17 protein-coding genes and 2 pseudogenes are annotated in these 19994 nt (G+C 35.4%); 10 read left to right on the forward strand and 9 right to left on the reverse strand.

What is annotated here, in order from left to right; genetic code table 11:
• Nucleotide 1: 1 nt before the first annotated feature.
• From PI23P_RS00195 to PI23P_RS12865, 9 genes and pseudogenes are all read left to right on the forward strand, one after another.
• Nucleotides 2-1486 (forward strand): ArnT family glycosyltransferase, encoded by a 1485-nt coding sequence (locus PI23P_RS00195; protein ID WP_004568653.1) that lies wholly within the window; start codon nucleotides 2-4, stop codon nucleotides 1484-1486.
• Between the two features lie 111 nt (nucleotides 1487-1597).
• Nucleotides 1598-1948: a 50S ribosomal protein L19 gene (rplS, locus tag PI23P_RS00200; protein ID WP_018945071.1), complete on the forward strand. Its 351-nt coding sequence runs from the start codon at nucleotides 1598-1600 to the stop codon at nucleotides 1946-1948.
• Between the two features lie 439 nt (nucleotides 1949-2387).
• Entirely contained in the window at nucleotides 2388-4613 is a 2226-nt protein-coding gene (locus PI23P_RS00205; RefSeq protein ID WP_004568655.1) for an NADP-dependent isocitrate dehydrogenase, read from the forward strand.
• A 152-nt stretch (nucleotides 4614-4765) separates the two neighbouring features.
• Nucleotides 4766-7144 carry a TonB-dependent receptor gene (locus tag PI23P_RS00210; RefSeq protein ID WP_004568656.1) on the forward strand — a complete coding sequence of 793 codons (2379 nt, stop codon included), beginning with the start codon at nucleotides 4766-4768 and terminating at the stop codon, nucleotides 7142-7144.
• 18 nt (nucleotides 7145-7162) lie between these two features.
• Nucleotides 7163-7993 (forward strand): DUF4249 family protein, encoded by an 831-nt coding sequence (locus PI23P_RS00215; protein ID WP_004568657.1) that lies wholly within the window; start codon nucleotides 7163-7165, stop codon nucleotides 7991-7993.
• A 52-nt stretch (nucleotides 7994-8045) separates the two neighbouring features.
• Nucleotides 8046-8858, forward strand: a complete 813-nt coding sequence (gene murQ, locus PI23P_RS00220) for an N-acetylmuramic acid 6-phosphate etherase (protein ID WP_018945072.1) — start codon at nucleotides 8046-8048, stop codon at nucleotides 8856-8858.
• Nucleotides 8855-9097: a DUF6095 family protein gene (locus tag PI23P_RS00225; RefSeq protein WP_004568659.1), complete on the forward strand. Its 243-nt coding sequence runs from the start codon at nucleotides 8855-8857 to the stop codon at nucleotides 9095-9097. Before murQ ends, PI23P_RS00225 begins: the two co-directional genes overlap by 4 nt.
• Before the next feature lie 351 nt (nucleotides 9098-9448).
• Nucleotides 9449-9640 (forward strand): annotated as a pseudogene (locus PI23P_RS12860) (DUF6695 family protein); the annotation flags it as partial.
• A 213-nt stretch (nucleotides 9641-9853) separates the two neighbouring features.
• Nucleotides 9854-10072, forward strand: a pseudogene (locus PI23P_RS12865) (DUF6695 family protein); the annotation flags it as partial.
• 131 nt (nucleotides 10073-10203) lie between these two features.
• On the opposite strand, the gene ettA reads toward PI23P_RS12865, so the two are convergent.
• From ettA to PI23P_RS12615, 9 genes are all read right to left on the reverse strand, one after another.
• The gene (ettA, locus tag PI23P_RS00230; RefSeq protein ID WP_004568660.1) at nucleotides 10204-11895 is read right to left on the reverse strand and encodes an energy-dependent translational throttle protein EttA; all 1692 of its coding nucleotides are present in this window, start codon (nucleotides 11893-11895) and stop codon (nucleotides 10204-10206) included.
• 54 nt (nucleotides 11896-11949) lie between these two features.
• Nucleotides 11950-12132: a CAL67264 family membrane protein gene (locus PI23P_RS00235; protein ID WP_004568661.1), complete on the reverse strand. Its 183-nt coding sequence runs from the start codon at nucleotides 12130-12132 to the stop codon at nucleotides 11950-11952.
• 97 nt (nucleotides 12133-12229) lie between these two features.
• Nucleotides 12230-12784, reverse strand: a complete 555-nt coding sequence (locus PI23P_RS00240) for a hypothetical protein (RefSeq protein ID WP_004568662.1) — start codon at nucleotides 12782-12784, stop codon at nucleotides 12230-12232.
• Nucleotides 12785-12818: 34 nt separating this feature from the next.
• Nucleotides 12819-14843 carry an NADPH-dependent 2,4-dienoyl-CoA reductase gene (locus PI23P_RS00245; RefSeq protein WP_004568663.1) on the reverse strand — a complete coding sequence of 675 codons (2025 nt, stop codon included), beginning with the start codon at nucleotides 14841-14843 and terminating at the stop codon, nucleotides 12819-12821.
• A gap of 189 nt (nucleotides 14844-15032) precedes the next feature.
• Nucleotides 15033-15239: a pirin-like C-terminal cupin domain-containing protein gene (locus PI23P_RS12280; RefSeq protein WP_367888919.1), complete on the reverse strand. Its 207-nt coding sequence runs from the start codon at nucleotides 15237-15239 to the stop codon at nucleotides 15033-15035.
• Nucleotides 15240-15928: 689 nt separating this feature from the next.
• Nucleotides 15929-16366 carry a MarR family winged helix-turn-helix transcriptional regulator gene (locus tag PI23P_RS00250; protein ID WP_026288767.1) on the reverse strand — a complete coding sequence of 146 codons (438 nt, stop codon included), beginning with the start codon at nucleotides 16364-16366 and terminating at the stop codon, nucleotides 15929-15931.
• A gap of 109 nt (nucleotides 16367-16475) precedes the next feature.
• The gene (locus PI23P_RS00255; protein ID WP_004568667.1) at nucleotides 16476-17009 is read right to left on the reverse strand and encodes an NADPH-dependent FMN reductase; all 534 of its coding nucleotides are present in this window, start codon (nucleotides 17007-17009) and stop codon (nucleotides 16476-16478) included.
• A gap of 12 nt (nucleotides 17010-17021) precedes the next feature.
• Complete coding sequence (locus tag PI23P_RS00260; protein WP_004568668.1) at nucleotides 17022-17426, reverse strand: OsmC family protein; 405 nt, start codon at nucleotides 17424-17426, stop codon at nucleotides 17022-17024.
• Between the two features lie 75 nt (nucleotides 17427-17501).
• A complete protein-coding gene (locus PI23P_RS12615; RefSeq protein ID WP_004568669.1) occupies nucleotides 17502-17663 on the reverse strand; it encodes an NUDIX hydrolase in 162 nt (53 codons plus the stop codon).
• Nucleotides 17664-18279: 616 nt separating this feature from the next.
• Here PI23P_RS12615 and PI23P_RS00270 point away from each other — a divergent pair.
• Complete coding sequence (locus PI23P_RS00270; protein WP_004568671.1) at nucleotides 18280-19908, forward strand: acyl-CoA carboxylase subunit beta; 1629 nt, start codon at nucleotides 18280-18282, stop codon at nucleotides 19906-19908.
• The last annotated feature ends 86 nt before the right edge of the window (nucleotides 19909-19994 follow it).

Below are 19994 nucleotides of genomic sequence, written 5' to 3' on the forward strand. Positions count from 1 at the left end.
CATGTCTTTGGAAACCACAACCATCTTTATAAGAAATAACAAAGCCCTTTTATGGGTGCTTGGGTTTCAAGTATTTCGATTGGCTTTGCTACCCTTCATGGGATTAATGCCTCAGGATGCCTATTATTACCTCTACGGTCAAAATTTATCCCTTTCCTATTTCGACCATCCTGGAATGATTGGATATCTCTTGCGTTTTTTTACGGATGTATTTGGAACTTCAGTTTTTGTTGTAAAATTTGCTGACTTTTGCATTACCTCCTTGACCATTTTAAGCTTTTACACGTTGGCCTCTTATTTTTTATCAAAACAAAAATTACAGCAGGCTATTGTTTTAGTTGCTTCTACCATTTTCATTTCAATACTTTCTTTCAATTCAACGCCAGATGTGCCGCTCTTACTTTTCTGGACTTTAAGTTTAATTTGTCTGTACAAAGCAATTTTCGAAGACAAAAAATGGTTTTTCGTTCTTGGTGGTATTGCCATGGGACTTGCATTCAACAGCAAGTATACTGCTATCTTATTGCAATTTGGGCTTTTATCTTTTCTGATTTTCTCTCATAAATACCGAAAATTATTGCTTTCACCATGGCTGTGGTGTTCGCTTTTAATTTCAGTAGCAGTCACCTTTCCAGTCTGGTACTGGAACTATCAGCATGATTTTGCATCCTTTGTTTTTCAATCTTCTGAAAGAACCAGTTCTATTTCAGAATTTAAAATATCTCCGAAAAATTTCTTTGGAGCCGTAGGCCATCAAATGTTTTTGCTACTGCCCGTGTTGTTTTTAGTTTTTATAACGTTCACTTACAAATATGCCAAAAGAGCATTGTTAAAATTCAAACTCCCCAACCCCAAGACATTGTTTTTACTCGCGTTCTTTGTTCCTACTTTTGTTGGCTTCTTTATACTTACGCCTATTTATTGGGTCAAACTAAACTGGATGATGCCTTCTTATATTTCGGGAATCATTATTGCTGGAATGTTTATTACTAAGAGATTATTAAAGATTCAGCTTATTTTTTCGATTGCATTTCACCTGTTGTTTAGTTTGCAGATCCTCTTTTACCTTGTGCCAATTAAAAGTGATGATACTTGGGTAGGATGGAAAGAATTGGCACTTAAAATAAAGAATTTAAAAGAAAAACAAGCCAACACCTTTGTTTTTTCGGATGACAATTATAAAACATCTGCCTGCTTGAACTTTTTTATGAACGAAAAAGTATACGCACAAAATATTATTGGACTGCCTGCTTTACATTTTGACTATCTCGGTGACAATCTAGAAACTTTGCAAGGGCAGCACGCGTTATTCATAGATTCTGACAAGCGCTTTAAAAATAACGACAAGCGGGGTGTAATCCCTCCATTATTGAGCAATTATTTCAAAAATATACGGGAGTTAGTACCCATAATAATTAAAATTAACGGAAAAGAAAGCAGGAAGTTTTGGGTTTTCTACTGCACTGACTATCAAACTAAAAAATAGTTCAATTTTAATTTTATCAACTAAAAAAAAATACTATTTTTGCAAACGCTAAATTAACCTCTGACGAAAATATCGTGAACGTTGTTTTACACAATCAATAAATTAAAAAATATGGAAGCTTTAGTAAAGTTTGTACAAGACGAATTTGTCGCAAAAAAAGAATTTGCAAAATTTGGCGCTGGTGACACGATCACTGTTTATTACGAAATTAAAGAAGGAGAAAAAGTACGTACGCAGTTTTTTAGAGGTGTCGTAATCCAAAGAAGAGGTATCGCAGCATCTGAAACATTCACAATCAGAAAAATTTCTGGTACTGTTGGTGTAGAGAGAATCTTTCCTGTAAACTTACCTTCTATTCAAAAAATTGAAGTAAATAAAAGAGGTAAAGTTCGAAGAGCTAGAATCTTCTACTTTAGAGGTCTTACTGGTAAAAAAGCTAGAATTACTGAAAAAAGAAGATAGTCCTTTATTTTATAAAGAAATCACAAAAGCATTGTATCGCTACAATGCTTTTTTTTATGCCTAAACTTTTGCAATTTTTCTCAAAAAAGAGCTGTCTTCAAATCTCAGACCGGTTTGGCACCGCGTTCTTTTCAAATACTTTTGAAACGGAACTAAGATTCTCAATAAGCAAACAAAAAGTGCGGCAAAAAATGTTGTTTATTTGACGACTCTTTAGCAATATACAGTAACATACAGAAGCCCTTTGAAAAATAGCCCTGTTTTACGACATCCTTAAATTGGGGCTAAAAAATTACTATAAATGTAATTAAATTAGCTAATTAATAGGATTTTACCAATTAAAAAACCAACTTAATTGCATAAATTTGCTCGCTTTCAAAAATTTGATTTTTACTTGGAGAGCAATTCCAATCATACAATTACCTAAAACACTCTATATATGAACAATATCCCTAAAATAGTTTATACAAAAACAGACGAGGCACCCGCTTTAGCATCCCGTTCATTTTTGCCTATTGTAAAGGCATTTACAAAAATAGCACAGATAGAAATCGAAGTAAAAGACATTTCTTTAGCAGCCCGAATTTTAGCAAACTTTTCAGCGTATTTAAAGGAGGACCAAAAAGTTGAAGATGCCTTAGTTGCTTTAGGAGAATTGGCACAACAAGCAGATGCCAATATTATAAAGTTACCAAATATCAGTGCATCGGTACCGCAATTAAAAGAAGCAATTGCTGAGCTGCAAAAAAAAGGTTTTGCAATTCCAAATTATCCTGAAGAAATAAAAAGTGAGGAAAACAAAATAGTTTCTAGTTTATACAACAAAGTTAAAGGCTCTGCCGTAAACCCGGTTCTAAGAGAAGGGAACTCCGACAGAAGAGCTCCAAAAGCAATTAAAAATTATGCCCGCAACAACCCACACAGTATGGGAGCGTGGTCTTCAACTTCGAAAACACATGTCGCGACCATGACATCAGGTGATTTTGCGCACAACGAGAAATCGATTACCACAAAAACTGCAACTACCATTAGCATCGTTCACATTGCAGAAAATGGAACTAAAATAGTTTTAAAAGAAAATTTGCAACTCCTAGAAAAAGAGATTATTGATGCGACTGTAATGAGCAAAAAAGCATTGATTTCTTTTCTAGAAGAGCAATATGAAGATTCTTTGGATAAAAACGTATTGTTTTCATTGCACATGAAAGCAACCATGATGAAAGTAAGTGATCCCATCATATTTGGACACGCAGTGCGTGTTTACTTTGATGCTTTATTTAAAAAGCACGGCAAAACTTTTAAAAAGATTGGTGTAGATGTAAACAATGGCTTAGGAAATCTTCTCGGAAAACTAGGTGCGTTGCCAAAGGAAAAACGCGATGAGATTAGAGCGGATATCAGATATGCTATTGACCACGGACCTGAACTAGCGATGGTAAACTCAGAAAGAGGAATTACCAATCTACATGTACCTTCTGATGTTATTATAGATGCTTCTATGCCCGCTATGATTCGGACTTCTGGCAAAATGTACAATGCCGAAGGAAAATTACAAGATACAAAAGCGATCATTCCAGATAGTTCATATGCCGGTATTTACAGCGCTACCATCGACTTTTGCAAAAAGAATGGGGCTCTAGACCCTACTACTATGGGAACTGTTCCTAACGTAGGCTTAATGGCGCAGAAAGCAGAAGAATATGGATCTCATGATAAGACTTTTGAAATTTCTCAAAACGGAAAAGTAGTCGTCTTAGACGACTCAGGAAAAATACTACTGAAACATGCCGTAGAAGCAGGCGATATTTGGAGAATGTGTCAAACCAAAGATTTACCAATACAAGATTGGATTAAGTTAGCAGTTACGCGCGCACGCGCCTCTAACACTCCAGCAATTTTTTGGTTGGACAAAAACAGGGCACACGATGCAGAAATTATTAAAAAAGTTCATACGTATTTACCAAATCACGATACCTCAGAATTGGATATAAGAATTATGTCACCAATAAAGGCAACTGAATTTACTTTAGAGCGCATTGTAAAAGGGGAAGACACAATTTCAGTATCTGGCAATGTTTTAAGAGATTATTTAACAGACTTATTTCCAATTTTAGAAGTCGGTACCTCGGCAAAAATGCTTTCTATTGTTCCACTAATGAGTGGTGGTGGTTTGTTTGAGACGGGGGCTGGTGGTTCTGCACCAAAACACGTGCAACAATTCTTAGAAGAAAATCACCTGCGTTGGGATTCTTTAGGAGAATTTTTAGCTTTGGCAGTTTCTTTGGAGCATTTAGGCAATTCTCATCAAAATAGCAAGGCCTTAGTTTTGGCTAAAACCCTAGAGGAGGCAACCGATAAATTTTTAGGAAACAACAGATCCCCTTCACGCAAAGCTGGAAACCTCGACAACCGAGGTAGTCATTTCTACTTAGCAATGTATTGGGCTGAAGCTTTGGCTAATCAAAACCAAGATGCAGTACTAAAAGAAACTTTTTCTAAAACTTCTAAGGATCTTAAAGACAATGAATCTAAAATTATAGCAGAATTGGCAGCTTTACAAGGAAAAGCTCACAATATTGGTGGGTATTATTTACCAAATGAAGAAATGGCAGACAACGCCATGAAACCCAATGCTACATTTAATCGTATATTAGACAGTATCTAAGCTTTATTTTTAAGCAACGCTCAAAAAGGTCGATAGCTATATCGGCCTTTTTTTTATTTTTTTATCGCTTGGAATTATATATTTATTAACATTCTATTATCAGTATAGAATTGTACTTTTGTTCCAGAATTTAATCGAATAATTAAACAAGAATGCACCACTTCAAAACAATATGTTTCCTGTTCGCGCTCGTTAGTTTTACAGCCTATAGTCAAGATAAAAACACGCTAAGTGGAACTGTATACGACGATAAAAATAATGAAACACTTATCGGTGTCTCTATCTATATCCCTGAATTAAACGTTGGTGCCTCCACGAATGAGTATGGATTTTACTCCATTACCGTGCCCGCTGGAGTTTACACCTTACAAATACGTTATTTAGGCTATTTCACCATCACCGAAACCCTTACATTAGCAGAAAAAACAACAAAAAGTTTTAGCTTAATAGAAGCTTCTCAAAGCTTGGATGAAATTGTCATCGAAAGTAATACTGAACGGTTGAACCTCAAAACGCCACAGATGAGCGTTAATAATCTCACTTCTTCTACGATAAAACAAATTCCTGTAGTACTTGGAGAAGCAGACATCATAAAATCGTTAATTCTGTTACCAGGAGTAACTAGTGCTGGTGAAGGCGCATCTGGTTTCAATGTAAGAGGTGGCGCAGCAGACCAAAACCTTATCTTATTAGACGAAGCAATTGTTTTTAATTCTTCGCATCTCTTCGGTTTTTTCTCAGTTTTCAATCCAGATGTTATCAAAGATGTAAAACTATACAAAGGTGGAATTCCTGCCAAGTATGGCGGAAGATTGTCTTCGGTGTTGGATATTTATCAAAAGGAAGGAAATAGCAAAGATTTTAATATTACCGGTGGTGTTGGATTGGTTTCTTCTCGCTTGCTTATCGAAGGACCTTTAGAGAAGGAAAAAAGTTCTTTTCTCATCGGAGGACGCTCCTCCTATGCCCACCTATTTTTGCCGCTTTTCGACAATGACAACAAAGCTTATTTTTACGATTTAAACACAAAAGTAAATTACCGGATCAACGACAATAACAATATCTTTTTATCTACTTATTTTGGCAAAGATGTGTTTGGAATTAATGAAAGCTTTGTTACAAATTATGGAAATACTGTGGTAAACTTGCGTTGGAATCACCTATTTACGGATAAATTATTTTCAAATTTATCGGTCATTTATTCAGATTACTTTTATGGATTGGTTCTAGATTTTGTAGGTTTTGAGTGGAACTCTGGAATTACCAACTTCAATCTCAAATATGATTTCAAAAATTATCTCAGTGAAAAAATAAAATTAAGTTATGGAATCAACAATATCTATAACAAGTTTAATCCAGGCAAAATTATCCCGAACAGAGCAGACTCTGGCATCGTAGCATCTAAGTTAATTGACAAATATGCCAATGAATTTGCGGCATATATTGATGTCGAACACAAGATAAACAACAACCTAAGATTGCAGTACGGAATGCGATACAGCAATTTTACCAGATTGGGACAAGATGCATTAAATACCTATGAAAATGATCAAGCTGTACTCTACAACAAGGAGTTCAAAAAATACGAATCAGCAGAAGCTACAGGAACAGAAACGTTTAAAAGAAGTGATGTCATTTCTAGTTTCAATAACTTAGAACCCCGCTTTTCAGTTTCTTATACAGTAAACGACGAAACGGCTGTAAAAGCAAGTTATAACAGAATGGTACAATATTTACATCTACTCTCGAATACAGCGTCTCCAAATCCTTTAGATGTATGGGCACCAAGTGGAAAGTTTATAAAACCTCAGTTACTAGATCAATATGCCATTGGTTATTTTAAGTCTTTAAAAGATGGAAAATATACGCTAGAGACAGAAGCTTTTTATAAAGACATTCAAAACAGGATCGACTATATAAATGGAGCAAATTTAATAGCCAACAACCAAATTGAAACCATCATCTTGAATGGAAAAGCAAGGGCCTACGGCGTGGAAGTATTATTAAAAAAAAATGAGGGTAAATTACAAGGTTGGATTGCATACACACTTTCTAGATCTGAGCAGTTAACCGCAGGGAGAACGGCAAACGAACCTGGTATTAATAGTGGAGAATGGTATAGCACACCTTTTGATAAAACACATGACTTTTCTATAAATGCGAGTTATCAATTGAATGAAAAATGGAAGTTCAATAGCAACTTTGTACTTCAGACAGGACAGCCAACAAACTACCCTGTTGGTCAATACGAAGTGCAAGATTTAAATGTACCCATCTACGACGATAATAAAAGAAATGCTGACAGGCTACCAACATATCATCGCTTAGACATTGCTGCCACCTTAACACCTAAAAAAAATAAAAACAGAAGATGGCAAGGAGAATGGGTCTTTGGTATCTACAATTTATACGGAAGACAAAATGCAGCTTCATTAGCGTTTCGTCAAAATAGGGAGACTTTTAAGAATGAAGCAGTTCAAACTTCTATTTTTGGAGTAGTACCCTCGGTAACGTATAATTTCAAATTTTAATAAGCACCGCAACTAAACATGAAAAATATAAAAATACTTCCTATTTTACTACTACTACTTTTTGCGAGCTGCGAAAAAGTGGTAGAAATTGATGTGTCCAGTATCGCTCCAAAATTAATTATAGATGCTTCTTTTGAGGTCTTTTTTGACGCGCTTCCTATTACCAGTAATACTGTGGTCAAATTGCGATTGTCTGCCGACTATTTTGAGGAGGATATTCCAAAAGTCTCAGATGCCGTTGTCTTCCTAACCAATCGGACTGACAATACAATCATCCCATTTATTGACATTAATTTAAACGGTAACTTTTCTCCAATAGACCGCTTTATTCCACAAGACAATACCACATATGAATTGACAGTTATGTATAACAATGAGACCTATAAAGGCCGCGCTAAAAAAATAAAAGCACCTACCTTTATCAGTGTTACTCAGGGCAACACCACTTTGTTCTCAGGAAAAGAAACAGAAGTTAAAATTTCATTTCAAGACGATATTTCCAATGAAAATTTTTATTTATTTGATTTTACAAACACCTCATTTTTAGCGCTAGAAGATCGTTTTTTTAATGGAACAGCCTATAATTTTAGTTTCTTTTATCAGGAAGATGAAATAAGTCTTCCTGCCAATGTAACCCTAAAAATGTCTGGAATTACAAAGCAATACTTCACTTATTTCAGAGTTCTGTTGAGTCAAAGTGGGCAAAGTGGTGGCGGCCCTTTTGAAACAGTGCCCTCCTCTTTATTGGGAAATATGATAAATACTAGCAATGAAAATAATTTTCCTCTGGGCTATTTTCATATCTCAGAAACAGACTCTTACAACATCCAGTTGAAAGAAAAAGAGTAAACTTCATTTCAAATGATGTTTTAAGACTGTAAAAAAAATGTATTTTTGATAAATGATGTTTAAGAAAACCACAGAGGAAGATTCTAAATACAACCACCTAGAGCACATGGCTGTAAAAGAGCTGTTATATCACATCAATACAGAAGACAAGAGAGTTCCTTTAGCCGTTGAAAAGGCTTTACCGCAGATAGAAGCCTTAACGCATGCTATTGTTCAAAAACTAAAAAAAGGTGGGAGACTCTTTTATATTGGAGCAGGAACTTCTGGTAGACTAGGCGTTGTAGATGCCTCTGAATGTCCACCAACTTTTGGCGTTCCCGCAGAACTTGTTGTTGGAATCATTGCGGGAGGGGATCTTGCAATACGAAAAGCTGTAGAATTTGCTGAAGACTCTAAAACCCAAGGGTGGCTTGATTTACAAGCACATGCAATAACTGCTGAAGATGTAGTGATCGGTATTGCTGCTTCTGGCACCACTCCCTACGTAATTGCTGCTTTAGAAAAATGCAATGAAAATAATATTCATACTGGCTGCATTTCCTGCAATAAAAACAGCCCGTTGGCAATAGCCGCACGGTTTCCTGTTGAAGTTATCGTAGGTTCAGAATTTATTACAGGAAGTTCAAGAATGAAAGCAGGTACTGCTCAAAAACTCGTTTTAAACATGATTTCTACAGCCACAATGATTCAATTAGGAAAAGTAAAAGGAAATAAAATGGTAGACATGCAATTGTCTAACAATAAATTAATAGCTAGAGGTCAAGAAATGTTGGCAAAAGAACTAAACATACCACTAGACCAAGCTGCGCTATTAATTGCTAAATATGGAAATGTAAGAAATTCAGTTAAAAACTATAAGCAATGAGTATGAATGTAAATTTATTAGGAAAAGGGTTAAAGTATTTAGGAGTTGTTATCTTTTTATTTATTGCAGCACCAATTTCACTTACGATGGCATTCAAAGCACTCAAAAAGTTTGAAGACACCCCAAATGAGTACCTCTCGTACCTCTTATTAGCAGGCGCTGGGATTCTTATGGTTTTTACCATTTTCTTTGCTTTTAAAACTTTCAAAATTTTATTAAACGCTATTTTTAATACTTAGTAAAGTGCCAATATCTGATAGGTTCGTTATCCTACTTATCTGTCCAGATACTTTTGTAAGACTAATCTATTAAAAAATTCTAGCAAGCTATCACCCCTGTGAGGTGTTGGTTGTAAACATGCTACAAAAACTGGGCATTCTGCCTTACTTTTACTTAAAAAAAACAAGAGGAAATCAATTATTACGATTTTTTTGAGGTCACATTGGTTGTAAAAATAGACGCCTTTGGTCCAAGTAAATAGAGCCTGAATTACAAGTTCCTATTGCTGCTAAACTCAAAAACAGCATGCTCTTAAACTTAGCAAATACATTGCTTTCAATAGAAAACATCCAGGATAAACACACAGAGATGGAAGATTAATTGCTAGCATTCAAGAAGAAATTGATTTTACAACAGCCCAACAAATTTGTGATAAAAGAGAAATACCGTACGGTGCTTTTATAAAAAATAAAATAAACTGTGCTCGCTTTGTCACAAAGACTGTTGTGGTATCTTCCAACAATAAAAAAATCCAAAATCAGCTAAAAAATCAATGCTCTTGACCACATATATTATTGGAAACGTTATAAATTCACAACCACCAGAAGTAATTTATCTTGTGCTTCAACAAGAAATAACCAATACTAAAAATAGTACAATCCTAAAGAAAAATGTTTCTTCATTTTTTAATAAATGTTAAAAGGCAGTGCATTTAAAGGAGATAAAAACATCCAAATTTAGAAGTTTTTAAATTAAACCGTGCTACTTGTCTCGGGGACATTGGAAGAGATACTTGGTTTAAAATAGAAGCGAAATTGAATGCGGCAACATATACCTTAGCGAGATATAACGCGTTTGAAAAAAAAGACTTTACTGGCTTGCTAAAGGTTCAGAATACCACATTTAATTTTATGAAGGCCTACGAGTTTATACATGCGATAAATTGTAACGAGATTTATATTCAACAAAAAAAGAATACTTTCTATTTCCAATAAATACAATCATACTGTTCAAAAACATCTTTTAATAATGCACATGTGCTTTTATTTTAAAAAGAGCACAGTAAGTAAAAAACAAAAAAAAGCAGCTAATAAAATTAGCTGCTTTTTTTTATTTATTTTTATCCTTAACGAATCAACTTTTTATACTTGATTCTTTTTGGCATTAAATCTCCACCCAAACGGTTCTTTTTATTTTCTTCGTACTCAGAAAAAGACCCCTCAAAGAAATACACTTCACTATTGCCTTCGAAAGCTAAAATATGTGTACACACTCTGTCTAAAAACCACCTATCATGGCTAATAACAACAGCACAACCTGCAAAGTTTTCTAAACCTTCTTCCAGAGCTCTTAGCGTATTTACATCCAAATCATTTGTGGGCTCATCTAACAATAAAACGTTTCCTTCTTCTTTTAGCGTCATGGCTAAATGAAGCCTGTTACGCTCTCCACCCGAGAGTGTATTTACTTTTTTATTCTGCTCACTTCCAGAAAAGTTAAAGCGACTTAGATATGCACGAGAGTTTACTTGTTTGCCTCCCATCATAACTAAATCCTGACCATCAGAAAAGTTTTCCCAAATAGTTTTCTCCGGGTTTATGTTTGAATGTGCTTGATCTACATATGCTATTTTTGCAGTTTCACCAACGCTGAAGTTCCCAGCATCGGGTACCTCTTCTCCCATGATCATTTTAAAAATAGTTGTCTTACCTGCACCGTTTGGACCAATAATACCTACAATTCCAGCCTGCGGTAAGTTAAATGCTAAATTTTCATATAGCAATTTATCTCCAAAAGCCTTAGAAACGCCGCTTGCCTCAATTACATTAGTTCCTAAACGGGGTCCATTTGGAATGTAAATTTCAAGTTTTTCGTCCACTTGTTTTTGATCCTGACTCATTAATTTGTCATAGTTCTTTAAACGTGCTTTTTGTTTGGTCTGTCTTCCTTTCGCACCCTGTCGTACCCATTCCAATTCCCGTTCTAAGGTCTTCTGACGTTTCGAGGCAGTCTTACTTTCCTTCGCCATTCTTTGAGATTTTTGATCCAACCAAGAAGAGTAATTTCCTTTCCAGGGAATTCCTTCTCCCCGATCCAATTCTAAAATCCAACCCGCAACATTGTCTAGAAAATAGCGATCATGCGTAACCGCGATTACCGTTCCCTTATATTGGGCTAAATGGTGCTCTAACCAGTGCACAGATTCTGCATCTAAGTGATTCGTTGGCTCATCTAATAATAAAATTTCTGGCTCTTGCAATAGCAACCTACAAAGTGCGACTCTTCTTTTCTCTCCACCAGAAAGCACTCCGATTTTCTTATCAGAATCTGGAGTCCTTAAAGCATCCATTGCAATCTCTAATTTTGTATCTAATTCCCATGCATTGGCTGCATCAATTTTATCCTGCAATTCTGCCTGCTGTGCCATTAACTTATCCATCCGATCGGCGTCAGAATACACCTCTTCCAAGCCAAACATATCGTTTATTTTATTGTATTCATCTAAAATTGCAACAGTCTCAGCCACTCCTTCTTTTACAATTTCTAAAACCGTTTTTTCTGGATCTAACTGCGGCTCTTGTTCTAAATATCCTACATTATATCCTGGAGAAAAAGAAACATCTCCTTGAAAATTCTTTTCTACACCCGCAATAATTTTCAATAAAGTTGATTTTCCAGATCCATTTAAACCTAAAATTCCAATTTTTGCCCCATAAAAGAAGCTTAAATAAATATCTTTTAAAACCTGTTTTCCCGTTGATTGATAAGTTTTAGACAACTTATTCATCGAAAAGATTACTTTCTTATCGTCACTCATTATATTTTATATTTATATTTTGTTTTAAAATTACTGCCAAAAACACAGTTCTTTTTATACCCGGCCTTTCAAAGCGTTAAAAACCCAAGCAATACAGAAAAAACCAATACCAACGGTCGCAAAACCCCATCCAGCTACATCTTGATACTTATACGCACCCATTAAAATCAGAATTACTCCCATTAGTAACATCAACATGGTCGCCCATGCTAAAACCGTATTTTTATTCATTCCCATATTTTGTGATTCGTTCGTTAGGAGGCAAATATCGACAATTTGTTGCTTGTAACCCTAGAAAAGAATTACTTATTCGATGGTGGTGATCACAAGAACACTAAAACCTTCTTCCACCCATTCCTTGTCGATTTCTATTTCTATTTCTATTCATACTTTGCGGAGGTGCTGCCTCTCTTCTTGGAGGTTTTGGCACGAGGTCTCTTTTTTCTGCCCGTTGGTACTTTAACCACTTTTTAAATTGCCTTTTAGATAAAAAACTTTTCAACGCATCATTTAAAACCTTTTCATGCACAGCTACACTATCTCGAACGGGTAAAACGATGGACTCTATTTTTGTCTTAACCTTTTCTGCTAAATCTCTATTGGAATACAATTGTGCGCCTAAAGAATTAACCAGCAGCTCTACCTCTTGTAATTTCGGTGTATTTAAGAATGATATTTTTTTAATTTTATCATTGTACAAACGCAATTCTGTGATCGTTTTATTTTTAGTGATGTCTTTTTTTACCTTTATTTCCTTGGGTATCTCAGAAAATTTATAATAAAAAATAGTTGCTGCATTCCTGGCATTGTACTCAGGAAACTCAGGAGCCTCTTGCGCTATAGAAAAATAAGTAACCAGTAAGAAGAGTGCGATTAGTGCTTTTTTCATTTTTTTTGTTTAGGAAACAAAAGTATAAAAAGAATTACAATATCGCGGCCAATCTGCTCCCTTGATTGATCGCTCTTTTTGCATCCAGCTCTGCGGCCACATCAGCACCTCCAATAACATGTACTTTTTTACCAGCTGCTAACAAAGGTTCGTACAGCGCTCTGTGGGGAATTTGACCTGCACAAATAACTATGGTATCAGCTTCCAGCAACTTTTGCTCTTCATTTTGAACATAGTGTAAGCCTTGGTCATCTATTTTTGTGTAAGAAACTTCTCCTATAAATTGTACTTTCTTTTTCTTTAGCGTTGCTCTGTGAATCCAACCCGTAGTTTTTCCTAAATTACCACCAAACTTTCCTTTACTCCTCTTAAACATAAAAACTTCCCTTGGAGATGGGTGTGACACTGCTTTTTGTCCTTCAATTCCAGCTCTTGCTTTAAAAGTTTTATCAATTCCCCATTCCTGCAGCCAGGCATCTATATTTAATGCTGTAGAAGCTCCCTGATGCGTTAAGTATTCGGCAATATCAAAACCAATGGCACCTGCTCCAATAATTGCGACTCTTTTGCCTACCGGTTTTTGTCCTTTTAAGACATCTAAATATGTCAAAACATTTTTGTGTTGAATTCCTTCAATTTTCAATTCCCGTTGTTCAATTCCCGTAGCGATTACAATTTCATCAAAATCAGAAGTCAGTAAATCACCAACAGAAACTTTTGTGTTTAATTTTACTGTAACCCCATGCAATTCAAGTTGTCTTTTAAAATACCTTAAGGTTTCGTGAAATTCTTCTTTTCCAGGAATTATTTTAGCAATATTAAACTGCCCCCCCACTGCCGTATCCGCATCAAAGAGCGTAACATTATGTCCGCGTTGTGCTGCAATTGTGGCCGCCGACAATCCTGCAGGCCCTGCACCAATAACTGCTATCTTTTTCTTAATTTTTGCGGTGTTGTAATTTAATTCTGTTTCATGACATGCTCTAGGATTCACTAAGCAACTGGCTACTTTTTGCTCAAAAACGTGATCTAAACAAGCCTGATTGCATCCAATACACGTATTTATTTCGTCTGCCTTTTCTTGTGCTGCTTTATTTACCCATTCTGGATCTGCTAAAAAAGGACGTGCCATAGAAATCATATCAGCATCCCCATCTAATAATATTTTCTCAGCAGTTTCTGGCATGTTAATTCTATTCGAAGTAATTAACGGAATTTTAATTTCTTCTTTCATTTTTTTAGTAACCCATGTAAATGCTGCTCTTGGAACGGACGTCGAAATTGTTGGAATTCTCGCTTCATGCCAACCAATTCCTGTATTGATAATTGTTGCTCCTGCCTTTTCAATTTCTTTACCTAGCTGAACAACCTCTTCCCAGGAACTCCCATTTTCTACTAAATCTAACATAGACAACCTGTAGATAATTATAAAATCTTCCCCTACGGCTTCTCTCACTTGTCTTACTAAAGCAATTGGCAAACGCATTCTATTTTCATAATTTCCACCCCAACCGTCTGTTCTTTTATTTGTTCTTTTCGCAATAAACTGGTTTATTAAATAGCCTTCAGAGCCCATAATTTCAACTCCATCATACCCTGCTATTTTCGCCAACTCTGCACAGCTTACAAAATCTCGAATGGTTCTATTAATTCCTGACTGTGTTAACTTAAAAGGTTTGAAAGGTGTTATTGGAGATTTAATTTTTGAAGGTGCTACGTTCAAAGGATGATATCCATACCTTCCTGAATGTAATATTTGCATGCAAATCTTACCCCCTTCTCTATGCACTGCTTGCGTTATTTTTTGATGTTGTACTGCATGCTTTTCGGTAGACATTCGTGCCGCAAAAGGTGCTGTCCAACCCTGTACGTTTGGTGCTATTCCTCCTGTTATAATTAATCCCACACCCCCTTTTGCTCTTTCTGCATAATACGTTGCAATCCGATCAATACCGTTTTTCTCTTCTTCGAGACCGGTATGCATCGAGCCCATTAAAATTCTATTTTTTAACGTTGTAAAACCTAAATCTAAGGGTTCAAAAATATGCTTGTATTTCATAATTTAAAAATTAAATTTATTATGCATGCATAATAAGTAGCAAGATATGTTTATTTTTTGAAAAGAAAAAGTAATGAATTTGACTCCTTGGTTTTCATCTATAAGTATAGACCATCGTACAATCAATCTTTACTTCCACCTTTAATGATTTTGGTGTGCACCTTAATCCCAGTGCCCCGTCTTTCTTTTCTAATAGTTATGCATCGCCTTTAAAATTTCAGTTTGAGTATTCATAACAGACAGAGCATATTGCGTTCCTTTCTTTTTAATAGGAAAACCTGACAAAATCAAAAGAACACTTTCTTCTTTCGATTTAAGCTCGACAGTATCCCCGTACTGTTTAAAAACAATCATTTGATTGTCGGACAGCTTTGAAAGAACAATTCCATGTACGATAACGGCAGTCTCTTACACATCAATTAATGCTTCATGTGGTATGGCAATTCTTATTTCTATTTCCCTCTAGTGCTTGCTTTTGCCTTAAAAAAAGGCACAGAAGCTTTAGTTTCTAAAGGACCGATTTTAGCATTCTGACTCCCAGCAGTTGTGCTTAAAAATACTTTTTTGTCGTTTGAAAAGTCCACAGGAATTTGCCGTTTTCTATATGTTGATACCGGGGTGTTGTCATTTTATCTTTTGCATAGAAGTTCAGGGATAATCTAATTCCTTAAAAATATCCTACAATTAGAACAAATTCTTTAGTTGGATCTGCTATGTGAATAATACCAGTATCTGCTGTTGTCCATTGGACAGCTCCCAGCTTTAACCCTATGATTTCCTGGAGAATCTCTGTGTAATTATTCCCCTTTAAACAGCAACGTAATAGTCGCAAAACCTCTGTGTAGATGCAGACCTAAATCAAACAGATTGTTCAACTCAAAAATAGCATCAGTACCTTTACGATACAATAACAAAAAAGGATCTATATGCTCAATTCCTACTTAGCGTAATGAGTGATGTAGCTTTGTAAACTCCTATTAAAAAAAGAACCGCAAACTTTGTACTACACTGTTCTCTACTTTTACTTTGTTATTTTTTTCAAAATAAATTAATAATTTTGCATGTTTTAAATTGAACCCTATAAATCATCTCATTTTATCTAAAAGGTTACTTAAGACAAGTGCTTCCTCTTCCGATAACTTTTCTAAAAAAGAAACCTCTACACTGTCGTCTATAGCAGATAACAGAGATAAACCTAACGCTGTTATTTGAACATAAACAACTCTGCGATCCAGTTGACATCGGTCTCTTTTTATGAATTTTTTATCACACAACTTATCCATCAAGCGCGTTGCATTTGGAGCTCTCTCTATCATGCGATCTTTCACTATTTGCACTTTGATGCGCTCTTTTGCACCCCGTAAAATACGAAGTATATTGTATTGCTGGGGTGAAATACCATGTGGTTTAAAAAACACGTTTTCTTTGCTATTTAACCAACTTGCCGTATACTTTATATTGATGAAAGCTTTGAGCTTACTATTAATAAATTTTGATTTTATATCCTTTGAAATATCTCCCATGGTATCAATGTTTGGTGCATAATGAACTCTGTTAAGTTTTAAAAAATAATTTTTGTACCGAATCACTTTTTTATTTTCTTAAAACAAAGACAGTCGCGTCCAACGCACTTTATGCATTTACTTCTTTTTCGAATTCAGTAATTTGCTCTGACAATAACTTTAAAAGTGTAATGTCCATTAGCCTTCCTTCTTTAAAGTGTTCTTCAAAATTTGGAAGAGAAAAAGAATTAATTTTCTTCGCCCCCATTCTAGAAAATTTTTGAATTCCGGCCTCTAAAACAAATCTTCCGCCCATCGCTCCTGGTGAAGTAGACATTAACAAAACGGGTTTGTCTCTAAAAACATTTGCTTCAATTCGAGAACTCCAATCAAATATATTTTTAAAAGCCGCGGTATAAGACCCATTATGCTCTGCTAACGAAAGAATGAATCCATCATACTTTTCCAACAACGCGGTAAACCGTTTCGCTTGCTCTGGAAAACCTTTTTTTTCCTCATCTGTGCTGTACATAGACATTTCAAAATCTCTTAAATCGATGCTATCAAAAGCCGTGTTTTTTAAGTTTTCAGCAGCAAAAATTGCTAACTTTTTATTAATAGATATTGAACTTGTACTTCCTGCAAATGCTAATATTTTTCTCATACTATGCTTAATTTATATGATTTTTGATGTAGTTCGCGTTTCTCCTTTTACCATTCTGGCCACAGGACATTTCCCAGCAAAAAACAACAAGCGCTCTTTTTGTTTTACTGTAATCTCTTTTTCAAAAGAAATTTCTTCCGACAAATAGAATCCGTCTTCATCTTCTAATTGAGCAACATTTACGGTTATTTTTCCTACTTCCCAGTTTTTTCTTTCTGCATACATTCTAAGAGTCATGGCAACACAACCACCAATTGCCGTTAATAAATAGGCTACTGGTGTCGGACCAGTATCTCCCCCTCCTTCAGACTTAGGAATATCTATAAAAACAGAATGGGCCTTCATTTTTGCCGTCGCAAAATAATTCTTATTTGATAAAACTACTTTTGAATATACCATTATGTTGTTTATTCCCATTAAAAAACCTTAGTTTCAAAAACAAAGTTAAGCTATATTTATTTATTTTCCAAGGAAAATAAATCCATGGAACCATTAACAGCTGCTGTAATAATACTTACTGTATACCCCCTTAATTTGCGCATATTCTAATCGTACAATCGTCCGCACATCTGCAATCTCCTCCGTCTCTATCATTTTGAAAGCACCTGTAAAACTAATTTCCAATACTTCAATTTCTTCATTTTCAATCGCCATACCTCCTCCTTCAGATACTGTATCCTCTTTTTCATAAGCCTATATAAAAAGAGATACTCGCTCTTTTACTGTTCCAAGCAACAAAAAAATAGTGCATGCTTTTTGTACTTCGAAAATACGATAACCAACATCCTACTAAACTTCGCGAAGTACACCTATTTTTGCTGATTCGTTTTTATCAATAGCACACCCACAACCTGTATTAACGATCCTCTTGAAATACCCGTTGTATCGACTGACATTCTAAATTACCGCAATAAAAGTACTTTTTTCGTCTTGAGGTTGTATCGTACAATCGCAGCACCCTCTGTTTTTTCATAAAATTCATAAATTCAGTTTATTACTTCTCTACTTTTAAAAGTGAAGTCAAAATTGATGTGCTCTAAAGTCCCCCGAAAATTAGAAATTAGTTTAACACTTGCATTTTGTAACTTTTCTTTAATTTTCATATCGCACTGTTTATGAAGACCCGAAGCGTAACATTCTCTTTTAAATATAAAACACCCTATCTTTTTTACCAAACTGCAAACAAAAGAATCTTTCTAAATACCAAAAACCTCCTTAGAGTTTCATCAGAATATTTCCTAATTTAGCCTAAATTAAGAAACATATTTTTATGGATTTAAACTTCAATAAAAACGAAGATTATAACAAGCTTTTAGCCTCTGACTTGCGCAAACGTTTTGCGAAGGTAAAGCTAGGTGGCGGTCAAGAGAGGATTGAAAAACATCATGAGAAAGGGAAAATGACTGCTCGTGAGCGAATCAATTATTTATTAGATCCAAAAGAAAAATCTATAGAAATTGGGGCTTTCGCCGGCGAAGCCATGTATGAAGAGCACGGTGGATGTCCTTCTGGAGGAGTTGTGGTAAAGATTGGATATATCAGAGGAAAACAATGCATTGTTGTTGCAAATGATGCAACCGTGAAAGCAGGTGCCTGGTTTCCAATTACGGGAAAAAAGAACTTGCGGGCCCAAGAAATCTCCATAGAAAATAAATTGCCCATTATCTACTTAGTAGATTCTGCGGGGGTTTACTTGCCCTTACAAGATGAAATATTTCCAGATAAGGAACACTTCGGACGTATTTTCAGAAACAATGCAATGATGAGTAGTATGGGAATTACCCAAATTTCTGCAGTGATGGGAAGCTGTGTCGCAGGGGGTGCCTATTTGCCAATTATGAGTGATGAAGCCATTATTGTAGATAAAACTGCAAGTATTTTTCTTGCAGGAAGTTACCTTGTAAAAGCTGCTATTGGCGAGTCTATCGACAACGAAACTCTGGGAGGTGCCACGACACACTGTGAAATTTCTGGAGTACTCGATTACAAAGCGAAAGATGATAAAGACGCGCTGGATAAAATAAAATTTATTGTGGACAAGATTGGTGATTATAACAAAGCTGGTTTTAGCAAAACCAAAGCCTTTTCACCTGCAGAAAATGAAGATGATATTTTTGGAATTCTTCCAAAAGAGAGAAACGCACAATATGATATGTTAGAAATCATCAAGCGATTGGTGGACAAATCTGAATTTGAGCAATACAAAGAAGGCTACGGAAAAACAATAATCACTGGATATGCTAGGATTGACGGATGGGCAGTTGGCATTGTTGCCAATCAGCGAAAATTAGTAAAAACTAAAAAAGGTGAAATGCAATTTGGCGGTGTTATTTATAATGACTCGGCAGACAAAGCTACCCGTTTTATTGCAAATTGTAATCAGAAAAAAATACCCTTGGTATTCTTACAAGATGTTACTGGCTTTATGGTAGGAAGTAAGTCAGAACACGGAGGAATAATAAAAGACGGTGCAAAAATGGTAAATGCAGTCAGTAACTCGGTAGTTCCAAAATTTACCATTATTATTGGAAATTCCTATGGAGCTGGAAACTACGCCATGTGTGGAAAAGCATACGATCCAAGACTTATTGTTGCTTGGCCTTCTGCTGAATTGGCGGTAATGAGTGGTAATTCTGCTGCCAAGGTATTACTTCAGATAGAAACAGCGTCCCTTAAAAAACGAGGAGAAAAAATTACCCCTGAAAAAGAAGCGGCACTCTTTGATCAAATAAAATCTCGGTATGATGCACAAATCTCGCCATACTACGCAGCAGCAAGAATATGGACGGATGCTGTTATAAACCCTCTAGATACTCGAACATGGATTTCTATGGGAATTGAAGCAGCGAACCATGCACCTATTCAAAAACCTTTTAATATGGGAATTTTACAAGTTTAGTAAATAATACCTATTCAATAATAAGTAATAAATGGCTGTTATCACAATTCGCCATTTTTTTATGCACTATTTTTGCAAAACAATAA

Source organism: Polaribacter irgensii 23-P, assembly GCF_000153225.1.
In the GTDB taxonomy this organism is placed as follows: Bacteria; Bacteroidota; Bacteroidia; order Flavobacteriales; family Flavobacteriaceae; genus Polaribacter; species Polaribacter irgensii.